Annotated in this window: 15 protein-coding genes; 2 read left to right on the forward strand and 13 right to left on the reverse strand. The window is 67.4% G+C overall.

The genetic code is table 11. From position 1 onward, the window contains the following. Positions 1-13 precede the first annotated feature (13 nt). The 12 genes from lpqB to RJ1_RS07425 all read right to left on the reverse strand — a co-directional run bounded on the left by lpqB (position 14) and on the right by RJ1_RS07425 (position 14,115). Positions 14-1,804, reverse strand: coding sequence for an MtrAB system accessory lipoprotein LpqB (gene lpqB / locus RJ1_RS07370; RefSeq protein WP_073359292.1), 1,791 nt, complete (start codon positions 1,802-1,804; stop codon positions 14-16). Beyond that, on the reverse strand, positions 1,801-3,579 hold the full coding sequence (gene mtrB / locus RJ1_RS07375) for an MtrAB system histidine kinase MtrB (RefSeq protein WP_073359293.1): 1,779 nt from the start codon (positions 3,577-3,579) through the stop codon (positions 1,801-1,803). The genes lpqB and mtrB overlap by 4 nt, the downstream gene beginning before the upstream one ends. Next, complete coding sequence (gene mtrA / locus RJ1_RS07380) at positions 3,576-4,253, reverse strand: MtrAB system response regulator MtrA (RefSeq protein ID WP_005240059.1); 678 nt, start codon at positions 4,251-4,253, stop codon at positions 3,576-3,578. The genes mtrB and mtrA overlap by 4 nt, the downstream gene beginning before the upstream one ends. 45 nt (positions 4,254-4,298) lie before the next feature. Next, complete coding sequence (locus RJ1_RS07385) at positions 4,299-4,982, reverse strand: dTMP kinase (RefSeq protein WP_073359294.1); 684 nt, start codon at positions 4,980-4,982, stop codon at positions 4,299-4,301. 56 nt (positions 4,983-5,038) lie between these two features. After that, positions 5,039-6,523, reverse strand: a complete 1,485-nt coding sequence (ahcY, locus tag RJ1_RS07390) for an adenosylhomocysteinase (RefSeq protein WP_073359295.1) — start codon at positions 6,521-6,523, stop codon at positions 5,039-5,041. Between the two features lie 91 nt (positions 6,524-6,614). Beyond that, a complete protein-coding gene (locus RJ1_RS07395) occupies positions 6,615-7,235 on the reverse strand; it encodes a TetR/AcrR family transcriptional regulator (RefSeq protein WP_073359296.1) in 621 nt (206 codons plus the stop codon). A gap of 84 nt (positions 7,236-7,319) precedes the next feature. Beyond that, positions 7,320-8,828, reverse strand: coding sequence for an amino acid permease (locus RJ1_RS07400; protein ID WP_073359297.1), 1,509 nt, complete (start codon positions 8,826-8,828; stop codon positions 7,320-7,322). Positions 8,829-8,856: 28 nt separating this feature from the next. Next, positions 8,857-9,783, reverse strand: a complete 927-nt coding sequence (locus tag RJ1_RS07405) for a cation diffusion facilitator family transporter (protein WP_073359298.1) — start codon at positions 9,781-9,783, stop codon at positions 8,857-8,859. Between the two features lie 78 nt (positions 9,784-9,861). After that, positions 9,862-11,094 (reverse strand): mannose-6-phosphate isomerase, class I, encoded by a 1,233-nt coding sequence (gene manA / locus RJ1_RS07410; protein WP_073359299.1) that lies wholly within the window; start codon positions 11,092-11,094, stop codon positions 9,862-9,864. Next, complete coding sequence (locus tag RJ1_RS07415; protein ID WP_073359300.1) at positions 11,094-12,173, reverse strand: tobH protein; 1,080 nt, start codon at positions 12,171-12,173, stop codon at positions 11,094-11,096. The genes manA and RJ1_RS07415 overlap by 1 nt, the downstream gene beginning before the upstream one ends. A gap of 75 nt (positions 12,174-12,248) precedes the next feature. After that, positions 12,249-13,616, reverse strand: a complete 1,368-nt coding sequence (locus tag RJ1_RS07420) for a phosphomannomutase/phosphoglucomutase (protein WP_073359301.1) — start codon at positions 13,614-13,616, stop codon at positions 12,249-12,251. Between the two features lie 103 nt (positions 13,617-13,719). After that, the gene (locus tag RJ1_RS07425) at positions 13,720-14,115 is read right to left on the reverse strand and encodes a DUF3499 domain-containing protein (RefSeq protein ID WP_073359302.1); all 396 of its coding nucleotides are present in this window, start codon (positions 14,113-14,115) and stop codon (positions 13,720-13,722) included. A 79-nt stretch (positions 14,116-14,194) separates the two neighbouring features. Here RJ1_RS07425 and RJ1_RS07430 point away from each other — a divergent pair, with 79 nt between their 5' ends. Continuing rightward, a complete protein-coding gene (locus RJ1_RS07430) occupies positions 14,195-14,686 on the forward strand; it encodes a metallopeptidase family protein (protein WP_073359303.1) in 492 nt (163 codons plus the stop codon). A gap of 1 nt (position 14,687) precedes the next feature. Here the strand turns inward: RJ1_RS07430 and RJ1_RS07435 are convergent, their stop codons facing one another. After that, on the reverse strand, positions 14,688-14,948 hold the full coding sequence (locus RJ1_RS07435) for a WhiB family transcriptional regulator (RefSeq protein ID WP_166680705.1): 261 nt from the start codon (positions 14,946-14,948) through the stop codon (positions 14,688-14,690). Between the two features lie 484 nt (positions 14,949-15,432). On the opposite strand from RJ1_RS07435, the gene RJ1_RS07440 reads away from it, so the two are divergent. Next, positions 15,433-15,649: 2-phospho-L-lactate transferase CofD family protein (locus RJ1_RS07440; RefSeq protein ID WP_174694945.1), on the forward strand; the 217-nt coding region annotated here is incomplete at its 3' end.

The following is a 15,649-nucleotide window of genomic DNA, read 5'->3' on the forward strand; positions in this document are numbered from 1 at the left end:
CGCACCGACAGCCTCAGCCCGGCAGGATCGGGATCGCCTTCACACCCGTCAACCCGGGAACCTCCCGCCAATACCGGTCGCCCGCCGGATCGTTGTTGTTCAACTGGAACACCGCGCGCGAGTCGGCGACGAACTCGGTGGTCGTCGACGCGTCCACGGCCACCACCGGCGCGGTCAGGTTGCGGCTCGGCAGCGCGTCCATCCGCGAACCGTCGACGGCCACCTGCACCACGGGGATGTCGGAGGCCGCGCGCGCCACGACGATCGTGTCGCTCGTGCTCCAGTCGAGGGAGAGCGCCGGGCTGCCCAGTCCGATCGCGACCGCTCGGGGGTTCGTCAGCGCATACTCACCGCCCGGCATCTGCGTCACGATGGCCAGATAGACCTTCCCGTCCACGATCAGCGCGGCACGCACCCCGTCCCGGGACAGCCGCAGCTCCGTGATCGTCGTGCCCAGCGCGGTGACGGCACCGGCGTCCACGTTCACCACCGACGTCCGGCCCGTGCCGGGTTCACGCAGCACGCGAATGACCGTGTTGCCGTTGACCGCAGCCCAGATCGCCGAATTGTCCGGGGCCCACGTGGGCCGGGTGATCGCGCCACCCTCGAGCACCGACGCCGCACCGTCCTCGTACGCGCCGACCATCAGGGAGCTCGCGGGTTCCGGCGCGGGACGGCCCGTATCCGCGACCGCGGCAACCAGCTTGCCGTCCTGCGACAGCGCGAGCGAGCGCATGTTGCGGGCCGAACCGAAATATCCGGGCACCGGCGTGACACCGGTTTCGGTGACACTCACCAGCGAACCCTCACGCAATGCGTGCAATCCGACGGTCGCGCTCGACGTCGCGAACGGGTTCATCGACGCGACGTCGGCGGTGGTCCACCCGTTCGGGAACCGGTCGTCGAACGGCTCGCCGTCGGCGAGCAGCACGTAGGGTCCCGAGATCTCCGCGTTGGCGAGAGTCCAGATCACCTGCGCCGCGAACAGCTGTTTGGCCTGTTCGTCCATCGGCGGCACCCCGGCGAAGTCGATCCTGATCCCGCCGAGCCCCACGCCCACCTGCGCGGTGCGGCCGTCGGCCTTCGTGATCGGCCCGCGCACCGACACCCCGGCGAGCTCGTTCCGCACAGCCGGCGCCAGGGCGGCCTTCGGCCCGTCGATCAGCAGGCCGACCAGCTGCGACGCCATCTGGTCCTGGGCACCCGACACCCACCGCGGATCCGGCACCACCGTCGTCCCGGCCGGGTCAAGGAAGTACAGCGATTTGCGCTGGTAGGTGTTCAGGAACTGCGCCCGGTCCAGGATCACCCCGGCGGGGAGCTCGGAGATCCGCCACTCCCCGTCGAGAAGCTCGAGACTGATCTTCGTCTCGAAGCTGCCCTCCTCCGCGACGTACAGTCCGCCGGGCTCGAGCTGCCCCACCTTGTTGGCGCGGATCGTGTACGTCGCCTTGTCGGTGGACCGTGTCTCCGGCAGCACGTCGACCTTGTCGACGATGGTTGCGCTGGCCGCGTCGTCCCAGCTGCCGGACACCCCGGCGGTGAGGAATTGGCGGGCCGCCAGATGCCGGTCGGACGGGTCCGTGCTGGCCTTGAAGAAGTCGCGCAGCAACAGGTCGGGCTCACGCCCGGGCGCCGGGGCCGCGACACTCGATCCCGGTGAGTCACGGTTGATCGTGCCGATCGCCTGCGGCGTCGAGGAATCCGGCAGGCTCGCGCAGCCACTGACCGCCACGAGCACCGCCAGGACGAGCGCACCGCACACCGACCGCGACACGAGAGCAGTCCTGCGGTGGGGCGTCACAGGTCCTGCTCCGGCAGCTGCGAACCCTCACGGTCACCGACGTGTGCCCGCTCACGCTCACGCTTCTGCGGAACCGTGCGGGAGTCGTCGACCGCCGTCTCCCGGCTCTCGTTGCGGACCGGCAACGTCGAGTCGTCCGGGACCGGCTGTCCTTGAACATATTTCGCGGTACCCGGTTTCAGCGGCAGCGGACTCGACACGACCTTGCGGCCCCGTACCCGGGGCAACGTCAGACGGAAGCAGGCGCCGCGGCCGGGTTCACCCCACGCCTCGAGCCTGCCCTCGTGGAGGTTCGCGTCCTCCACACTGATCGCGAGACCGAGGCCGGTACCGCCCGACCGCCGCACGCGCGACGGGTCGGACCGCCAGAACCTGTTGAACACCAACTTCTCCTCGCCCGGCCGCAGTCCCACGCCTTGGTCGCGCACGATGAACGCCGCGGCGCTGTCGTCGGCGCGCAGGCGCAGCAGCACCGGTTTGCCTTCTCCGTGATCGATCGCGTTCGCCAGGAGGTTCCGCAGAATCCGCTCCACGCGACGTGGGTCCACCTCGGCCATCACTGCCTGATCGGGCAGGTCCACGATCAGTTCGGTCCCGCTCTCGCGTGCGAGGTGCCGCACGGTCGAGATCGCCGCGCGCGCACACATCCGGACGTCCAGTTGCTCGGCGGCGAGTTCCGCGACGCCGGCGTCGTGCCTGCTGATTTCGAGGAGGTCGGCGAGCAGACCTTCGAACCGGTCGAGTTCCGCGACCAGCAACTCCGACGACCGCCGGAGCACCGGGTCGAGATCGTCGCTGCCGTCGTGGATCAGGTCCGCCGCCATGCGCACCGTCGTCAGCGGTGTCCGCAGCTCGTGGCTCACGTCGGACGTGAACCGCTTCTGCAGATTTCCGAACTCCTCGAGTTGGGTGATCTGTTTGGACAGGCTCTCCGCCATCTCGTTGAACGACATCGCCAACCGGGCCATGTCGTCCTCGCCGCGCACGGGCATGCGTTCCTTCAACCGGCCGTCGGCGAAACGCACCGCGATCCGCGACGCCGACCGGATGGGCAGGACCACCTGCCGGGCGACGAGGAGCGCGATGGCCGCGAGCAGCACGGCGAGCACCGCACCACCCACCAGCAGCGTGCCGCGGACCAGCGACAGGCTGCGGTCCTCACTGGCCAGCGGGAACACGAGGTACAGCTCGAGCGTCGAGATGGCTGACGCGGTCGGGCTGCCGACGATCAGCGCGGGGCCCGAATAGCCCTCGGGGTCGTTCACGGTGGCGAACTGGTACGCCACCTGACCGGCCTGGACGAACGCACGCAACGATTCCGGGATCTGGTCGGCCGGACCACTCGACGTCGGCGCGCGGGGGCCGTCACCCGGCACGATCAGCACCGGATCGAATGTCCCCGCCGAACCCGACGCCTGCCCGGCGTCGGGTTCCCGGTTGGTCAGCGCGGCCCGGGCTCCGTCGAGCTGGGTGGTGGGCGAACTACTGTCGTCCGCGCCGGCCAGCTGCCCCTCGACCGTGCTGCGGGCACGGTCCATCTCCTCGGTGGCCGCGTTGATCTTCGTTTCGAGCAGACGGTCGGTGATCTGGCTCGTGAGCACGACGCCGAGCACGACGATGACGATGAGAGACAACGTCAACGTCGAGACGACGACCCTCAGCTGCAGCGAACGACGCCACGTGTGCGCGAGGGTATTGCTCAGTGAGTGACCCCACCGAAGGATCGGCGAAACGCGTCGATTGACGCGACGCCGCCATCGGGAAACACCTGTCACGGCGGTCCGGCCTTGTAGCCGACCCCCCTGACCGTCAAAACCACTTCGGGATTCTCGGGATCAGTCTCGACCTTGGCCCGCAGACGCTGAACGTGCACGTTGACCAGGCGGGTGTCGGCTGCATGTCGGTAACCCCACACCTGCTCGAGGAGCACCTCGCGGGTGAACACCTGACGGGGCTTGCGCGCCAGGGCCACCAGGAGGTCGAACTCGAGGGGGGTGAGGGAGATCAGTTCTTCGCCCCGGCTCACCTTGTGGGCGGGGACGTCGATGACGATGTCGGCGATGCTGAGCAGCTCGGCCGGCTCGTCTTCGGTGCGGCGGAGCCGGGCCCGGACCCGCGCCACCAGTTCCTTCGGCTTGAAGGGCTTCATGATGTAGTCGTCTGCGCCGGATTCCAACCCCAGGACCACGTCGACGGTGTCCGTCTTCGCGGTCAGCATCACGATGGGAACACCGGAATCGGCCCGCAGGACGCGGCACACGTCGATGCCGTTCATGCCGGGCAGCATCAGGTCCAGCAGCACCAGGTCCGGGCGTGTCTCCCGGACCGCGGTGAGCGCCTGGGTCCCGTCCCCCACCACATACGGATCGAATCCTTCGCCACGGAGCACGATCGTGAGCATCTCCGCGAGCGCAGTGTCGTCGTCGACAACCAGAATCCTTGGCTTCATGTCCCTATCGTTGCATCTTCGGAGGCCGTAACAGCCCGTTCGCCGTTACGGCGTGCCGTGTTCTTTCTCGTCACGGCGTGCCGTGCTGTCTTTCCAGAGTGCCAGGTTTTCGGCGAGCGTGACCGGATCGGTGTCCGGGGTGAGCACCCACCACGGGGAAATCCACTCTTTCGCGGCCAGTTCGCGGTACACCTCGCCGGTGCGTTCCTGCAGTCCGCGGTCGCGCTCGTAGGCGTCGAGCGCCCGGCTCGCGTCGGCCGACTCGCGGCCCCGGGCGCGCTGCTCGGCCAGCGCGACGGGAACGTCCAGATACAGCTGCAGGTCGGGCCGGGGAAGCCCCAGCCGCTCGAATTCGAGGTTCTCGACCCAGCCCACGAACTCCTCGTCCGCCCGCTGATGCAGTCGGGCCGCACCGTAGGCGGCGTTGGACGCCACGTAACGGTCGAGGATCACCAGGTCGTGATCGGCGAGCAGGGCGGACAACTCCCCGACGGCGCCCGACCGGTCCAGGGCGAACATCACGGCCATCGCGTGCACGGATTCGCTCAGGTCGCCGTGCGCGCCCTTGAGGGCCTCGGACGCCAGGTCGGCATGCACGGACCTGCCGTACCGGGGGAAGTCCAGCGTGCCGACCGTCATGCCCTGCCGGGTGAGGTGTGCCACCGCTGCGCCGACGAGTGTTCGCTTGCCCGCGCCGTCGAGGCCTTCCAGCGCAATCAGTGTTCCCACGAGGAAGAAGGCTATCCCCCGGCCCGTACGCACCGAACCGGGGGACGCCGTGATCTCTAGTAGCGGTAGTGCTCGGGCTTGAACGGGCCCTCGACATCGACGCCGATGTACTCCGCCTGCTCTTTCGTGAGCTTGGTGAGCGTGCCACCGAGAGCCTCGACGTGGATCTTCGCGACCTTCTCGTCGAGGTGCTTCGGGAGGCGGTACACCTCGTTGTCGTACTCCTCGGGCTTCGTCCACAGTTCGATCTGCGCGATCACCTGGTTGGAGAAGCTGTTGCTCATCACGAACGACGGGTGACCGGTGGCGTTGCCGAGGTTCAGCAGGCGACCCTCGGACAGCACGATGATCGAGTGGCCGTCCTTGAACCGGAACTCGTCCACCTGCGGCTTGATGTTGATGCGGGTGACCTCGCCGGAACGCTCGAGTCCGGCCATGTCGATCTCGTTGTCGAAGTGGCCGATGTTGCCCAGGATCGCCTGGTGCTTCATCTGCTTCATGTGGTCGAACGTGATGATGTCCTTGTTGCCCGTGGACGTGATGACGATGTCGGCCCAGCCGATGGCCTGCTCGACCGTCTTCACCTCGAAGCCGTCCATCAGAGCCTGCAGGGCGTTGATGGGGTCGACCTCGGTGACCGCGACGCGGGCACCCTGTCCGCGCAGAGCCTCGGCGCAGCCCTTGCCGACGTCGCCGTAACCGCAGACGAGTGCCGCCTTGCCGCCGATCAGCACGTCGGTGCCGCGGTTGATGCCGTCGAGCAGCGAGTGGCGCGTGCCGTACTTGTTGTCGAACTTGCTCTTGGTGACCGAGTCGTTGACGTTGATGGCCGGGAACGCGAGCTCACCGGCGGCCGCGACCTGGTAGAGACGCAGGACGCCGGTCGTGGTCTCCTCGGTGACACCCTGGACGGACTCCGCGACCGTGGTCCACTTGGTCTTGTCCGCTTCGAGGGACTGACGCAGCAGGGCGAGGAACACCTTGTACTCGTCGGAATCCCGCTCGTCGTCGGTGGGCGGCACGACGCCGGCCTTCTCGAACTGCGCACCCTTGAGGACGAGCATCGTGGCGTCGCCGCCGTCGTCGAGGATCATGTTCGCGGGCTTGTCCGCGTCCGGCCAGGTGAGCATCTGCTCGGCGGCCCACCAGTACTCCTCGAGGGTTTCGCCCTTCCACGCGAAGACCGGGGTGCCCTGCGGCTCCTCGGGCGTTCCGTGCGGTCCGACGACGATCGCGGCGGCGGCGTGGTCCTGCGTGGAGAAGATGTTGCACGAGGCCCAGCGGACCTCTGCGCCCAGCGCGGCGAGCGTCTCGATGAGGACGGCCGTCTGGATGGTCATGTGCAGCGAACCGGAGATACGAGCACCCTCGAGCGGCAGCACGTCTGCGTACTCGCGGCGAAGCGCCATCAGTCCAGGCATCTCGTGCTCGGCGAGCCGGATCTCCTTGCGGCCGAACTCGGCGAGCGAAAGGTCCGCCACCTTGAAATCGATCCCGTTTCGGCTCTCGGCCACGGGCGTGGTTGAAACTGAGGTCGTCATCTGCCTCTCCTGGTTGACTGCTGTTTCGATCAAGGCTATCGGGTACGACGGCCCGGGGGTGACACTCACACGACGCCGCGCCACCGAGCGGTCACTCCCGGTCGGCCCCGTCGACGGCCTTGTCGACGAAAGGCCCCAGGAGAGCACCCAGATCCTCGGCGACGTTGGCCTCGGATTCGGGGGGCATCGAGATGTAACTCATAGCCAGGCGCACGATGGCCCGGCTGAGAATCCCGGCGTCCGACGGATTCGCCCGTACCCACCCCCGCTGGAAGACCTCGGCGAGTCTCGTGGACGCCCGCTCGATGATCGGGGCACTCTCGGTGGTGATCAGCCGGAGGAGGTCGGGCTTGGTCTCACCCCGCAGGAGCGACTGCACCAGCGGATCGGACAGGCTGCCGGCGAAGAACGCGGCGAATCCGTGGAGAAGCGCGGCGCGGCCCTCCCCGACGTTCGCCACCAGCGCCCCGTCCACGGCGTCGACCAGTTCGTCGGCCAGCCGCAGGGCATACGCCTCGGCGAGGCCCTGCCGGGACTTGAACTCGTTGTAGAGCGTCTGCCTGCTCACCCCGGCACCGACCGCGACATCCGACATCGTGATGTCCGACCAGTCCTTCTCGAACAAGAGATCCCGCATCGCATCGAGCACCGACTGACGCAGCAGCAGCCGCGCGGCCTCCTGATAGGGCACCCTGACACGCGACGAAGTCATGGCGAAGACATTAGTGCCCGCCGCCTCCGGGGTACTCGCCCGGTACTGCCGCTCCGGCCCCCGGACATCGAATCCCGTTGCGTGTCAGACCTCGCCGCGGCTGCGTCTCTCCATCATCGAGTGCCTGCGGCTGTAGGCGAAGTAGATGATCACGCCGAGCGCCATCCAGACGATGAACCTGATCCACGTCTCGACCGACAGGTTGAACATCAACCACAGGCACGCGAGGACGGCGAGGATCGGTACCCACGGAACCAGCGGCACCCGGAATCCGCGGGGCAGATCCGGGCGGGTCCTGCGCAACACGATCACACCGATCGACACGAGGACGAACGCGAACAGCGTTCCGATGTTCACCATCTCCTCGAGGGTGCCGATCGGGAAGACGCCCGCGAGCACCGCCACCACGACACCGACGAGCACGGTGATCCGAACGGGTGTGCCGTGCTTGCCGGTCGGCGCCAGCCGTCTCGGCATCAGTCCGTCCCGGGACATGGCGAACAGCACCCGGGTCTGCCCGAGCATCAGCACCATCACCACGGTGGTCAGGCCCGCCAGAGCACCGAACGAGATCAGGTTCTTCGCCCACGTGATCCCGTGGATGCCGAACGCGGTGGCCAGATTGGAAGTGTCCCCGGCCAATTCGTGGTAGTCGACCATGCCGGTGAGCACCAGCGTCACCGCCACGTAGAGGATCGTCACGATGATCAGGGATCCCAGAATTCCGCGGGGCAGCGCCTTCTGCGGATCCTTCGTCTCCTCGGCGGTGGTGGCGACGATGTCGAAACCGATGAACGCGAAGAACACCAGGCTCGCCGCCGCGAGCAAGCCGTACCAGCCGAACGTGCTGCCGCCGGCGCCCGTGACGTAGGAGAACAGCGACTGGTGGATGCCCTCGCCCGTGCTGCCCGCCTCGGACGGCGGGATGTACGGGGTGTAGTTGTCGGGGTCGATGTAGAACGCGCCGACGACGACCACCACCAGCACCACGGCCACCTTGATCGACGTGATCACGAGTGAGACCCGCGACGACAGCTTGGTGCCCGTGGCCAGCACGACGGTGATGATCGCGACGATCAGGACCGCGCCCCAGTCGAACTTCACGGAACCGATCTGAGCTATCGGCGTGTGATTGCCGATCACCTCGCCGAGATACAGCGACCAGCCCTTCGCCACGACCGACGCGGCGAGGGCGAATTCGAGGATGAGGTCCCAGCCGATGATCCACGCGACGAGTTCACCGAACGTCGCATACGAGAACGTGTACGCGCTGCCTGCGACAGGGACGGTCGAGGCGAACTCTGCGTAGCAGAGGGCCGCGAGACCACACGCGATGGCAGCGATGACGAACGCCGCCGACACCGCGGGCCCCGCGACGTTGCCTGCGGTACGCGCGGTGAGTGTGAAGATACCGGCACCGATGACGACCGCGACACCGAAGACGGTAAGATCCCACGCGGTCAGATCCTTGCGGAGCTTGGTTTCCGGTTCGTCGGTGTCTCGGATCGACTGCTCGATCGACTTGGTGCGGAACAACCCGGTCGGCCTACCGCCGAGTTCCGGTTCTCCGCCGCCTTTGTCCTGGATGGCCACATCAGCCTCCTCAATCGAAAGTTGCCGTTCAGCCTATGCCTTCGGTTGCCCGGAACAGGTCGGGTTCGATGTAGATGCGGCGAGCCGCCGGGACGGCTTCGCGGACCCGTGCCTCTGCTCCGTCGATGGCGTCGGCGACCGCGCTGATGTCCGATCCGGCGGCCACCGCGACCTTCGCCGCCACGAGGATTTCCTCGGGTCCGAGGTACTGGGTCTTGCAGTGGATGACGCGCTCGATCCTGTCGCCGTCGACGAGGGCGGCGAGGATGCGCGCCTCCTCGTCGGCGGTGGCCCCTTCCCCGATCAGCAGGCTCTGCATCTCGACGATGAGGATGATCGCGATGATTCCGAGCAGCGCGCCGATGCAGAGGGTGCCGACGCCGTCCCACACGGGATCGCCGGTGAGCATCGTCAGACCGACACCGCCGAGCGCGAGGACCAGACCGACCAGCGCGCCGGTGTCCTCGAGCAGCACCACGGGCAGCTCGGGACTGCGCGACGTGCGGATGAACCCCCACCAACTCGCCCGCCCCTTGAGCGGACGCGATTCCCGCACGGCCGTGACGAAGCTGAATGTCTCCAATCCGATCGCGATCACCAGGATGACCACCGCAACGAGCGGCGACGTCAATTCCTCGGGGTGCTGAATCTTGTGGATCCCCTCGTAGATCGCGAACAGCGAACCGAGGCTGAACAACACGAGCGCGACGACGAAGGAATAGAAGTAACGGCTACGGCCGTAACCGAACTGGTGCAGATCGTCGGCGGCGCGTTCGGCCTTCTTCTGGCCGAGCAGGAGCAGGCCCTGGTTGGAGGTATCGGCCACCGAGTGCACGGATTCCGCCAGCATGGACGACGAACCGGTGATCAGGAAGCCGGCGAACTTGGCTACCGCGATACCGGCATTGGCGCCGAGCGCGGCGAGGATCGCCTTCTTTCCCCCATGAGCCGACAACTGACTTCTCCTCTCGGTCGCACACGGCCCACAGGACGGGCCGCGGTGCCCTTCTCGGATCTCAGGGCGGCTCACAGGCTACGCGATCGGCGGCCCGACCCTCGCACTGAACAATTGGGCGCGATCCGTGCCCGCCGTCACCACCACTTCAGGGTCCTCGGCCGCGATCCAGACGGCATTGCCCTGCGACAGTGCGAGCGTGTCGGCTCCGCATCGCAGCTCCACCGAACCCGACGTGCACAGCAGGATGTGCGGGCCCTCCGTGTCGAGTCGGTGTTCCGCGGGACCGTCGGGCGACAGGTCGATCCGGGCGAGCACGAACTCCGGCGCCGGTGTCGAGTACACGAACTCGCCACTGCCCGGGCATTCTTCCGCCTCCAGGATGGGAATGTCGACGGTGTCGAAGTCGAGGACACGCAGCAACTCCGGAACGTCCACGTGCTTGGGAGTGAGTCCCCCGCGCAGCACGTTGTCGGAGTTGGCCATGATCTCGACGGCCATGCCGTGCAGATAGGCGTGGAGGTTGCCGGCGTCGAGGTACAGGCCCTGCCCCGGTTCGAGAGTGACCCGGTTCAGGAGGAGCGCGGCAAGCACGCCGGCGTCGCCGGGGTACACCTCGCTCAGTTCGAGGGCCGTGCGCACCTCCGCCGTGAACTCACCATCCCTGGTGTTCGACAGGTAGTCGACGCAACCGTCGAGCACCCTCGGCATCAGCGCGCCGAGCACCGGCTGCGGCAGCGTGATCCACGTAGTGAACAACGCGCGGAGACCGTCCGAGTCGGGTTGCCCGGCAATCAGTCCGACGTAGGGCTGCAGTTCCGGAACCGCGATCGCCTCGAGCAGCTTGACGGTGCGCTGCGGGTCCCGGAAACCGGCGAGCGCGTGGAACCGGCTGAGCGCCACGACCAGTTCCGGTTTGTGGCTGGCGTCCTTGTAGTTGCGCACTGAGGACTCGAGGGGGATGCCCGCGTCGTTCTCCCGCGCAAACCCTTCCCACGCCTGTTCCGCGCTCGGGTGCGCTTGCAACGACAGAGGCTCCTCCGACGCGAGCAACTTCAGCAGAAACGGGAGGCGGTCGCCGAACGACTCCACACTCCGCTTGCCGAGCTGGCGTTCGGGCTCCGAGTGCACCAGGTCCAGAAGCGACCGGGGACCCTCGTCGGTGAGGACGCGGGCCGGATCGCCGGGGTGCGCGCCCAGCCAGAGTTCCGCCTCCGGATGTGCCGTCGGAACCGGAAGTCCGCGCAACTGAGCGATGGCTGTGCGCGATCCCCACGCGTAGGACCGAAGCGCACCTTCGAGTCGGTGCACTAGATACCGCCCATCAATTGCAGATACGCGGCAGTCATGTCGAGCCGGCCGACGAGAACCGCCGCCTGTTCCAGTTCGGGACGCTGCGAGGGCACCTGCCCCTCGTCGGACGACGCGACGACCAGGTCGGCGTCGCCCAGGACGACGATCTTGCGCTCGGTGATCATGCGATCCGCATCGGCCGAGAACACGAACGTGCGGACCGGGCTGGCGGGCGGCGGACCGTCCAGTTCGGGATCGTGGAATATCGAGTCGTGCGATCCGAGCGCCTGGTCGACGCGGAACGTGCCCGCCGCACTCAGAACGTCCGGCAACTCGGAGGCGGTGGCCACCCGGCCGGCGTGCAGCAGTGCCTCGGCGCCGTGCCGGGCCAGTTCCACCGCGCTCTCCGTATCGCCCGTGAGCACGATGCGGCGCCCCTGCATGCGGGAGGCCAGCGACTTCGCCGGGTTGTGGAACACCTCGTTGTTCGGCCTGTCACGCAACGCCTCACCGTCGACGGCGTCGGCGAGTTGCTCGAGGTCGGGGACCTCGTCGCCCCAGCGCTCCGAACCGACCACCCGGAGGACGGCGAGCAGGACTGCGAAGTACCGCAACAGTCCGTGCCGGGTGAGAGCGTGCACGCGCGGCGCGAACATCACGACGCGTCCGGCGGCCGCAGCCTGCAAGGGTCCCTCGTCCGGTGCGGCCACCACCACTTCGGCGCCGCGCCGCACCGCGGCGTCGATGGCCTGCACGAGCCGGGGGTCGCCCGCGTCGTCGCCGGCCACCACGACCACGTCGAGGGGGCCGACCCACACGGGGGTGCGGGTGGCGCGCAGCAGCGGGAATCCGATCCGTTCGGCGAGGACCGCTGTGAGGATCGCCGCGCCGCGGCTGGCCCGGCCGGCGCCGGTGACCACGACGACACTGCGGGGACGCAGGCCGCGCAGCCGCTCGAGGGTGCCTTCCTCGACCGCGGAGCGGGTGGCCCGGATCTGGGCACCCCCCATCGCCGCGGACCGCAGTACGCCCTCGGTGTCCGCGGAGACCAGGGCGTCCCCGTCGTCCAGATCGAGCAGGGGCGTCGGCGCTGTCATGACACCGCACCCCCTTCCTTCATCGGTGCACGCCACATTCGCAGCACGCAGATCCTGTGGTTTCAACTATGGCAGTCAGGCTCGGACGATGCCCACTATCTCGGTAACGAGTGCATCTACGTCTGCCGTCGTGGGCGCTTCGACGTTGAGTCGTAGCAGCGGTTCGGTGTTGGAGGCGCGCAGGTTGAACCACGCGTCGCCCGTCAGTTCGACGGTGACACCGTCGAGCCGGTCCACGCCCGTGGTGCGACCGGCGAACGCCGCCACCACCGCGTCGGTCCGCTCGGCGGCGTCCGCGACCGTCGAGTTGATCTCTCCCGACGCCGCGTACCGCTCGTACTTGGCCATCAGTTCGGACAGCGGGCGGTCCTGCTCCCCCAGTGCGGCGAGGACGTGCAGTCCGGCGAGCATGCCCGAGTCGGCGCCCCAGAAATCGCGGAAGTAGTAGTGCGCGGAGTGCTCGCCGCCGAAGATCGCACCCGTCTCGGCCATCTGCTGCTTGATGAACGAGTGCCCCACCCGGGTGCGCACCGGGTGTCCGCCCAGTTCGGTGACCAGTTCGGGTACCGCACGGGAGGTGATCAGGTTGTGGATGACGGTCGCGCCGGGCTCCTTGGCCAGCTCACGCTCGGCGACGAGAGCCGTCACGGCGGATGGCGACACCGGGTTGCCGAGTTCGTCGACGACGAAGCAGCGGTCGGCGTCGCCGTCGAAGGCCAGACCGATGTCGGCGCCGGTCTCCCGCACGTACCGCTGCAGGTCGACGAGGTTCGCGGGGTCGAGCGGATTCGCCTCGTGGTTCGGGAAGGTGCCGTCGAGCTCGAAGTACAGCGGTTCCAGCTTCACCGGCATCGGCTCGAACACCGCGGGGACCGTGTGGCCGCCCATCCCGTTGCCCGCGTCGACGGCCACCGTCAGCGGACGGAGGTCGGAGAGGTTTACGAGTCCGCGGACGAAACTCGCGTACTGCTCGAGGACGTCCTCCTCGGACACCGAGCCGGGAGCGCCGTCGCACTCGGGGACCCCGTCGATGACCTCGGCCGAAATCGTGGCGAGGCCCGTTTCCTGCCCCACCGGCTTGGCGCCCGCGCGGCACAGCTTGATCCCGTTGTACTTCGCAGGGTTGTGGCTCGCCGTGAACATCGCACCCGGGCAGTCGTACAGCCCCGACGCGAAGTACAGCTGGTCGGTCGACGCGAGGCCGATGAGAACGACATCGAGGCCCTGGGCGGTGACGCCGTCGGCGAACGCGCGGGCCAGTTCCGGGGAGGACGCGCGCATGTCGTGGCCGATCACGACCTTCGTGGCGCTCTCCTCGCGAACGAGCCGTGCGAATGCGCCACCCACGTCCTGCACGAACGCGGCGTCGATGAGTTCACCGACGACTCCCCGCACGTCGTAAGCCTTGATCACGGCATGTACGGACTCGGCTGATCGCGCCACTTCTGTTTTCTCCTTTACGAGCACCAGTGCTGGCGCAAGCCTAGTGCCTGCCCGTCGCGGGCACGGCACACCGCGGGCCTCCGGCCCGGGACGAGCGGGGACTTCAGTTGGCGGGGTCGGGAAGAACCCGCAGGTGGCCACGGCGACCGGTACGCGCCGGGCCGGGCTGGGTGCCGGTCTCCGCGCGATCCTCCGTGGACGCAGCCCGTTCGGACCGTCCACGATCACCGAGGCCCGCTTCCCGCACGGCTTCCGCCAGCGCGGTCAGATCGTCCTCGTCCGGGGTGCTCGACGAAAATCCACCCTCGTACCGAACCAGTTCCCAGCCCTTGGGTGCGGTGATCCTCGATCCGTGCGTGTCGCACAGATCCCACGAGTGCGGTTCGTCGACCGTCGCGAGCGGGCCGACGACGGCGGTGGAGTCCGAGTAGACGTACGTGAGCGTCGCGACAGCGGGGTTCTTGCACCCGGGGCGGCAGCATCGACGCAGAGATCTCACAGCTAGGAAGCGTAGCCCACGAAGGCCCGACACCTACTCGGACACACCGAGAGTGTGCGGCTGTCGTAATGTCCACACCATGTCCAGAGCACGACGCAGGCGTCCCGTCACCACCCGATCCGTCGACCGACGGGGACGTGGAATCCGCGGATCTGTGTTCCCTCCGGACGCGCCGGCGCGTCGAAGCCGCGCGGAGAAATTCGACCTGGTGGTCCTGGAAGCGTTCGCGCCGATCGACGCCCGCTGGCGCGAACGCCTGACGAAGCTGGACATCGCCGTCGACGAGGTCCCGAAGATCCATGCGCTCGACCCGGATTCGGTCAACTGGCCCGCCGAGGTCGTGGCAGACGGGCCCGTGCCGCTGTCACGATTGATCCCAGCGGGAATCGACCGTCATGGAGCCACGACGCGGGCGAGAGTCGTCCTGTTCCGGCGACCGCTCGAACAGCGCGCCAACGACCCGGACGACCTCACCGACCTGGTGCACGACGTGCTCGTACAGCAGGTGAGTACGTACCTCGGGGTCGAACCCGAGGTCATCGACCCGGACCTACCGGGCGACGAAGACTGAACTAGACAATTCCCCGCTTCAGGCGCCGGCGCTCACGCTCCGACAGGCCACCCCAGATACCGAACCGCTCGTCGTTGGCCAGTGCGTAGTCGAGGCATTCGTCCCGGACCTCGCAGCCCAGGCAGATGCGCTTCGCTTCCCTGGTGGAGCCTCCCTTTTCGGGGAAGAAGGCCTCAGGGTCGGTCTGCGCGCACAGCGCGCGTTCCTGCCACTGATCCTCGATGGTCTCGAAAAGCTCGTCGAAACCGGTCACCAGACTCAACGCCGGGCGGGTGCCCGTCGTCTCGACTTCCTGTGCGACGAGCTCCGGCACAGGACTTTCCTTCACACGGTCTTCTTGCACAACACTGTCTTCTTGCACACAGACTTCTCGAGCAAAGACGCCGTCTACTGCGCCTGCTTCGGAATTGGTCTGCGGTTCGTCGCTTACTGTGCTCCAGCGAGTCTCCGACTCGACCTGCTCATTGGGCATCGTTCCGCCTCCTCACCTGTGATAGCGCAGAAAATTTCGATTGATCACGCACCCCGAACCGAACACCCCTGCCACCCGTTCGAACAACCGTTCGAATTGATCCCCGCTGCAAGTGATTCCACGCCCACAACGTTGGAATGACATATTTGTGATTAGACACGCCCAGCGTGTCGCGGTCAAGCTAAGTGCCGAAAGTCCATTACTATTTCGCGCTCTCCAATCGCTCGGGGGAAGCACTCACAGGAAGCGGACGGCCACCGCCTAGGCTTGCATCGTGAACGTGACTGTTTTGGTGGGCGGGGTCGGCGGGGCCCGATTCTTGCAAGGCGTGCGCAGGCTTCTCGGGGCCGATACGCCCGGTCGTGTGGGCGCCGATTCCGGCCATGGCATCACCGCGGTGGTCAATGTCGGTGACGACGTGTGGATGCACGGGCTGCGGATCTGCCCGGACCTGGACACCTGCATGTACACCCTCGGCGGTGGTATCGAAA

Origin of the sequence: Rhodococcus jostii NBRC 16295 (assembly GCF_001894825.1) — a bacterium.
GTDB classification, from domain to species: Bacteria; Actinomycetota; Actinomycetes; order Mycobacteriales; family Mycobacteriaceae; genus Rhodococcus_F; species Rhodococcus_F jostii.

Coding starts and splice junctions, on each gene's coding strand:
- RJ1_RS07415 (WP_073359300.1), bottom strand. CDS start 12,173: ATGACAGCGCCGACGCCCCTGCTCGATCTGGACGACGGGGACGCCCTG.
- RJ1_RS07430 (WP_073359303.1), top strand. CDS start 14,195: ATGTCCAGAGCACGACGCAGGCGTCCCGTCACCACCCGATCCGTCGAC.
- ahcY (WP_073359295.1), bottom strand. CDS start 6,523: ATGACGACCTCAGTTTCAACCACGCCCGTGGCCGAGAGCCGAAACGGG.
- mtrA (WP_005240059.1), bottom strand. CDS start 4,253: ATGAAGCCAAGGATTCTGGTTGTCGACGACGACACTGCGCTCGCGGAG.
- RJ1_RS07395 (WP_073359296.1), bottom strand. CDS start 7,235: ATGACTTCGTCGCGTGTCAGGGTGCCCTATCAGGAGGCCGCGCGGCTG.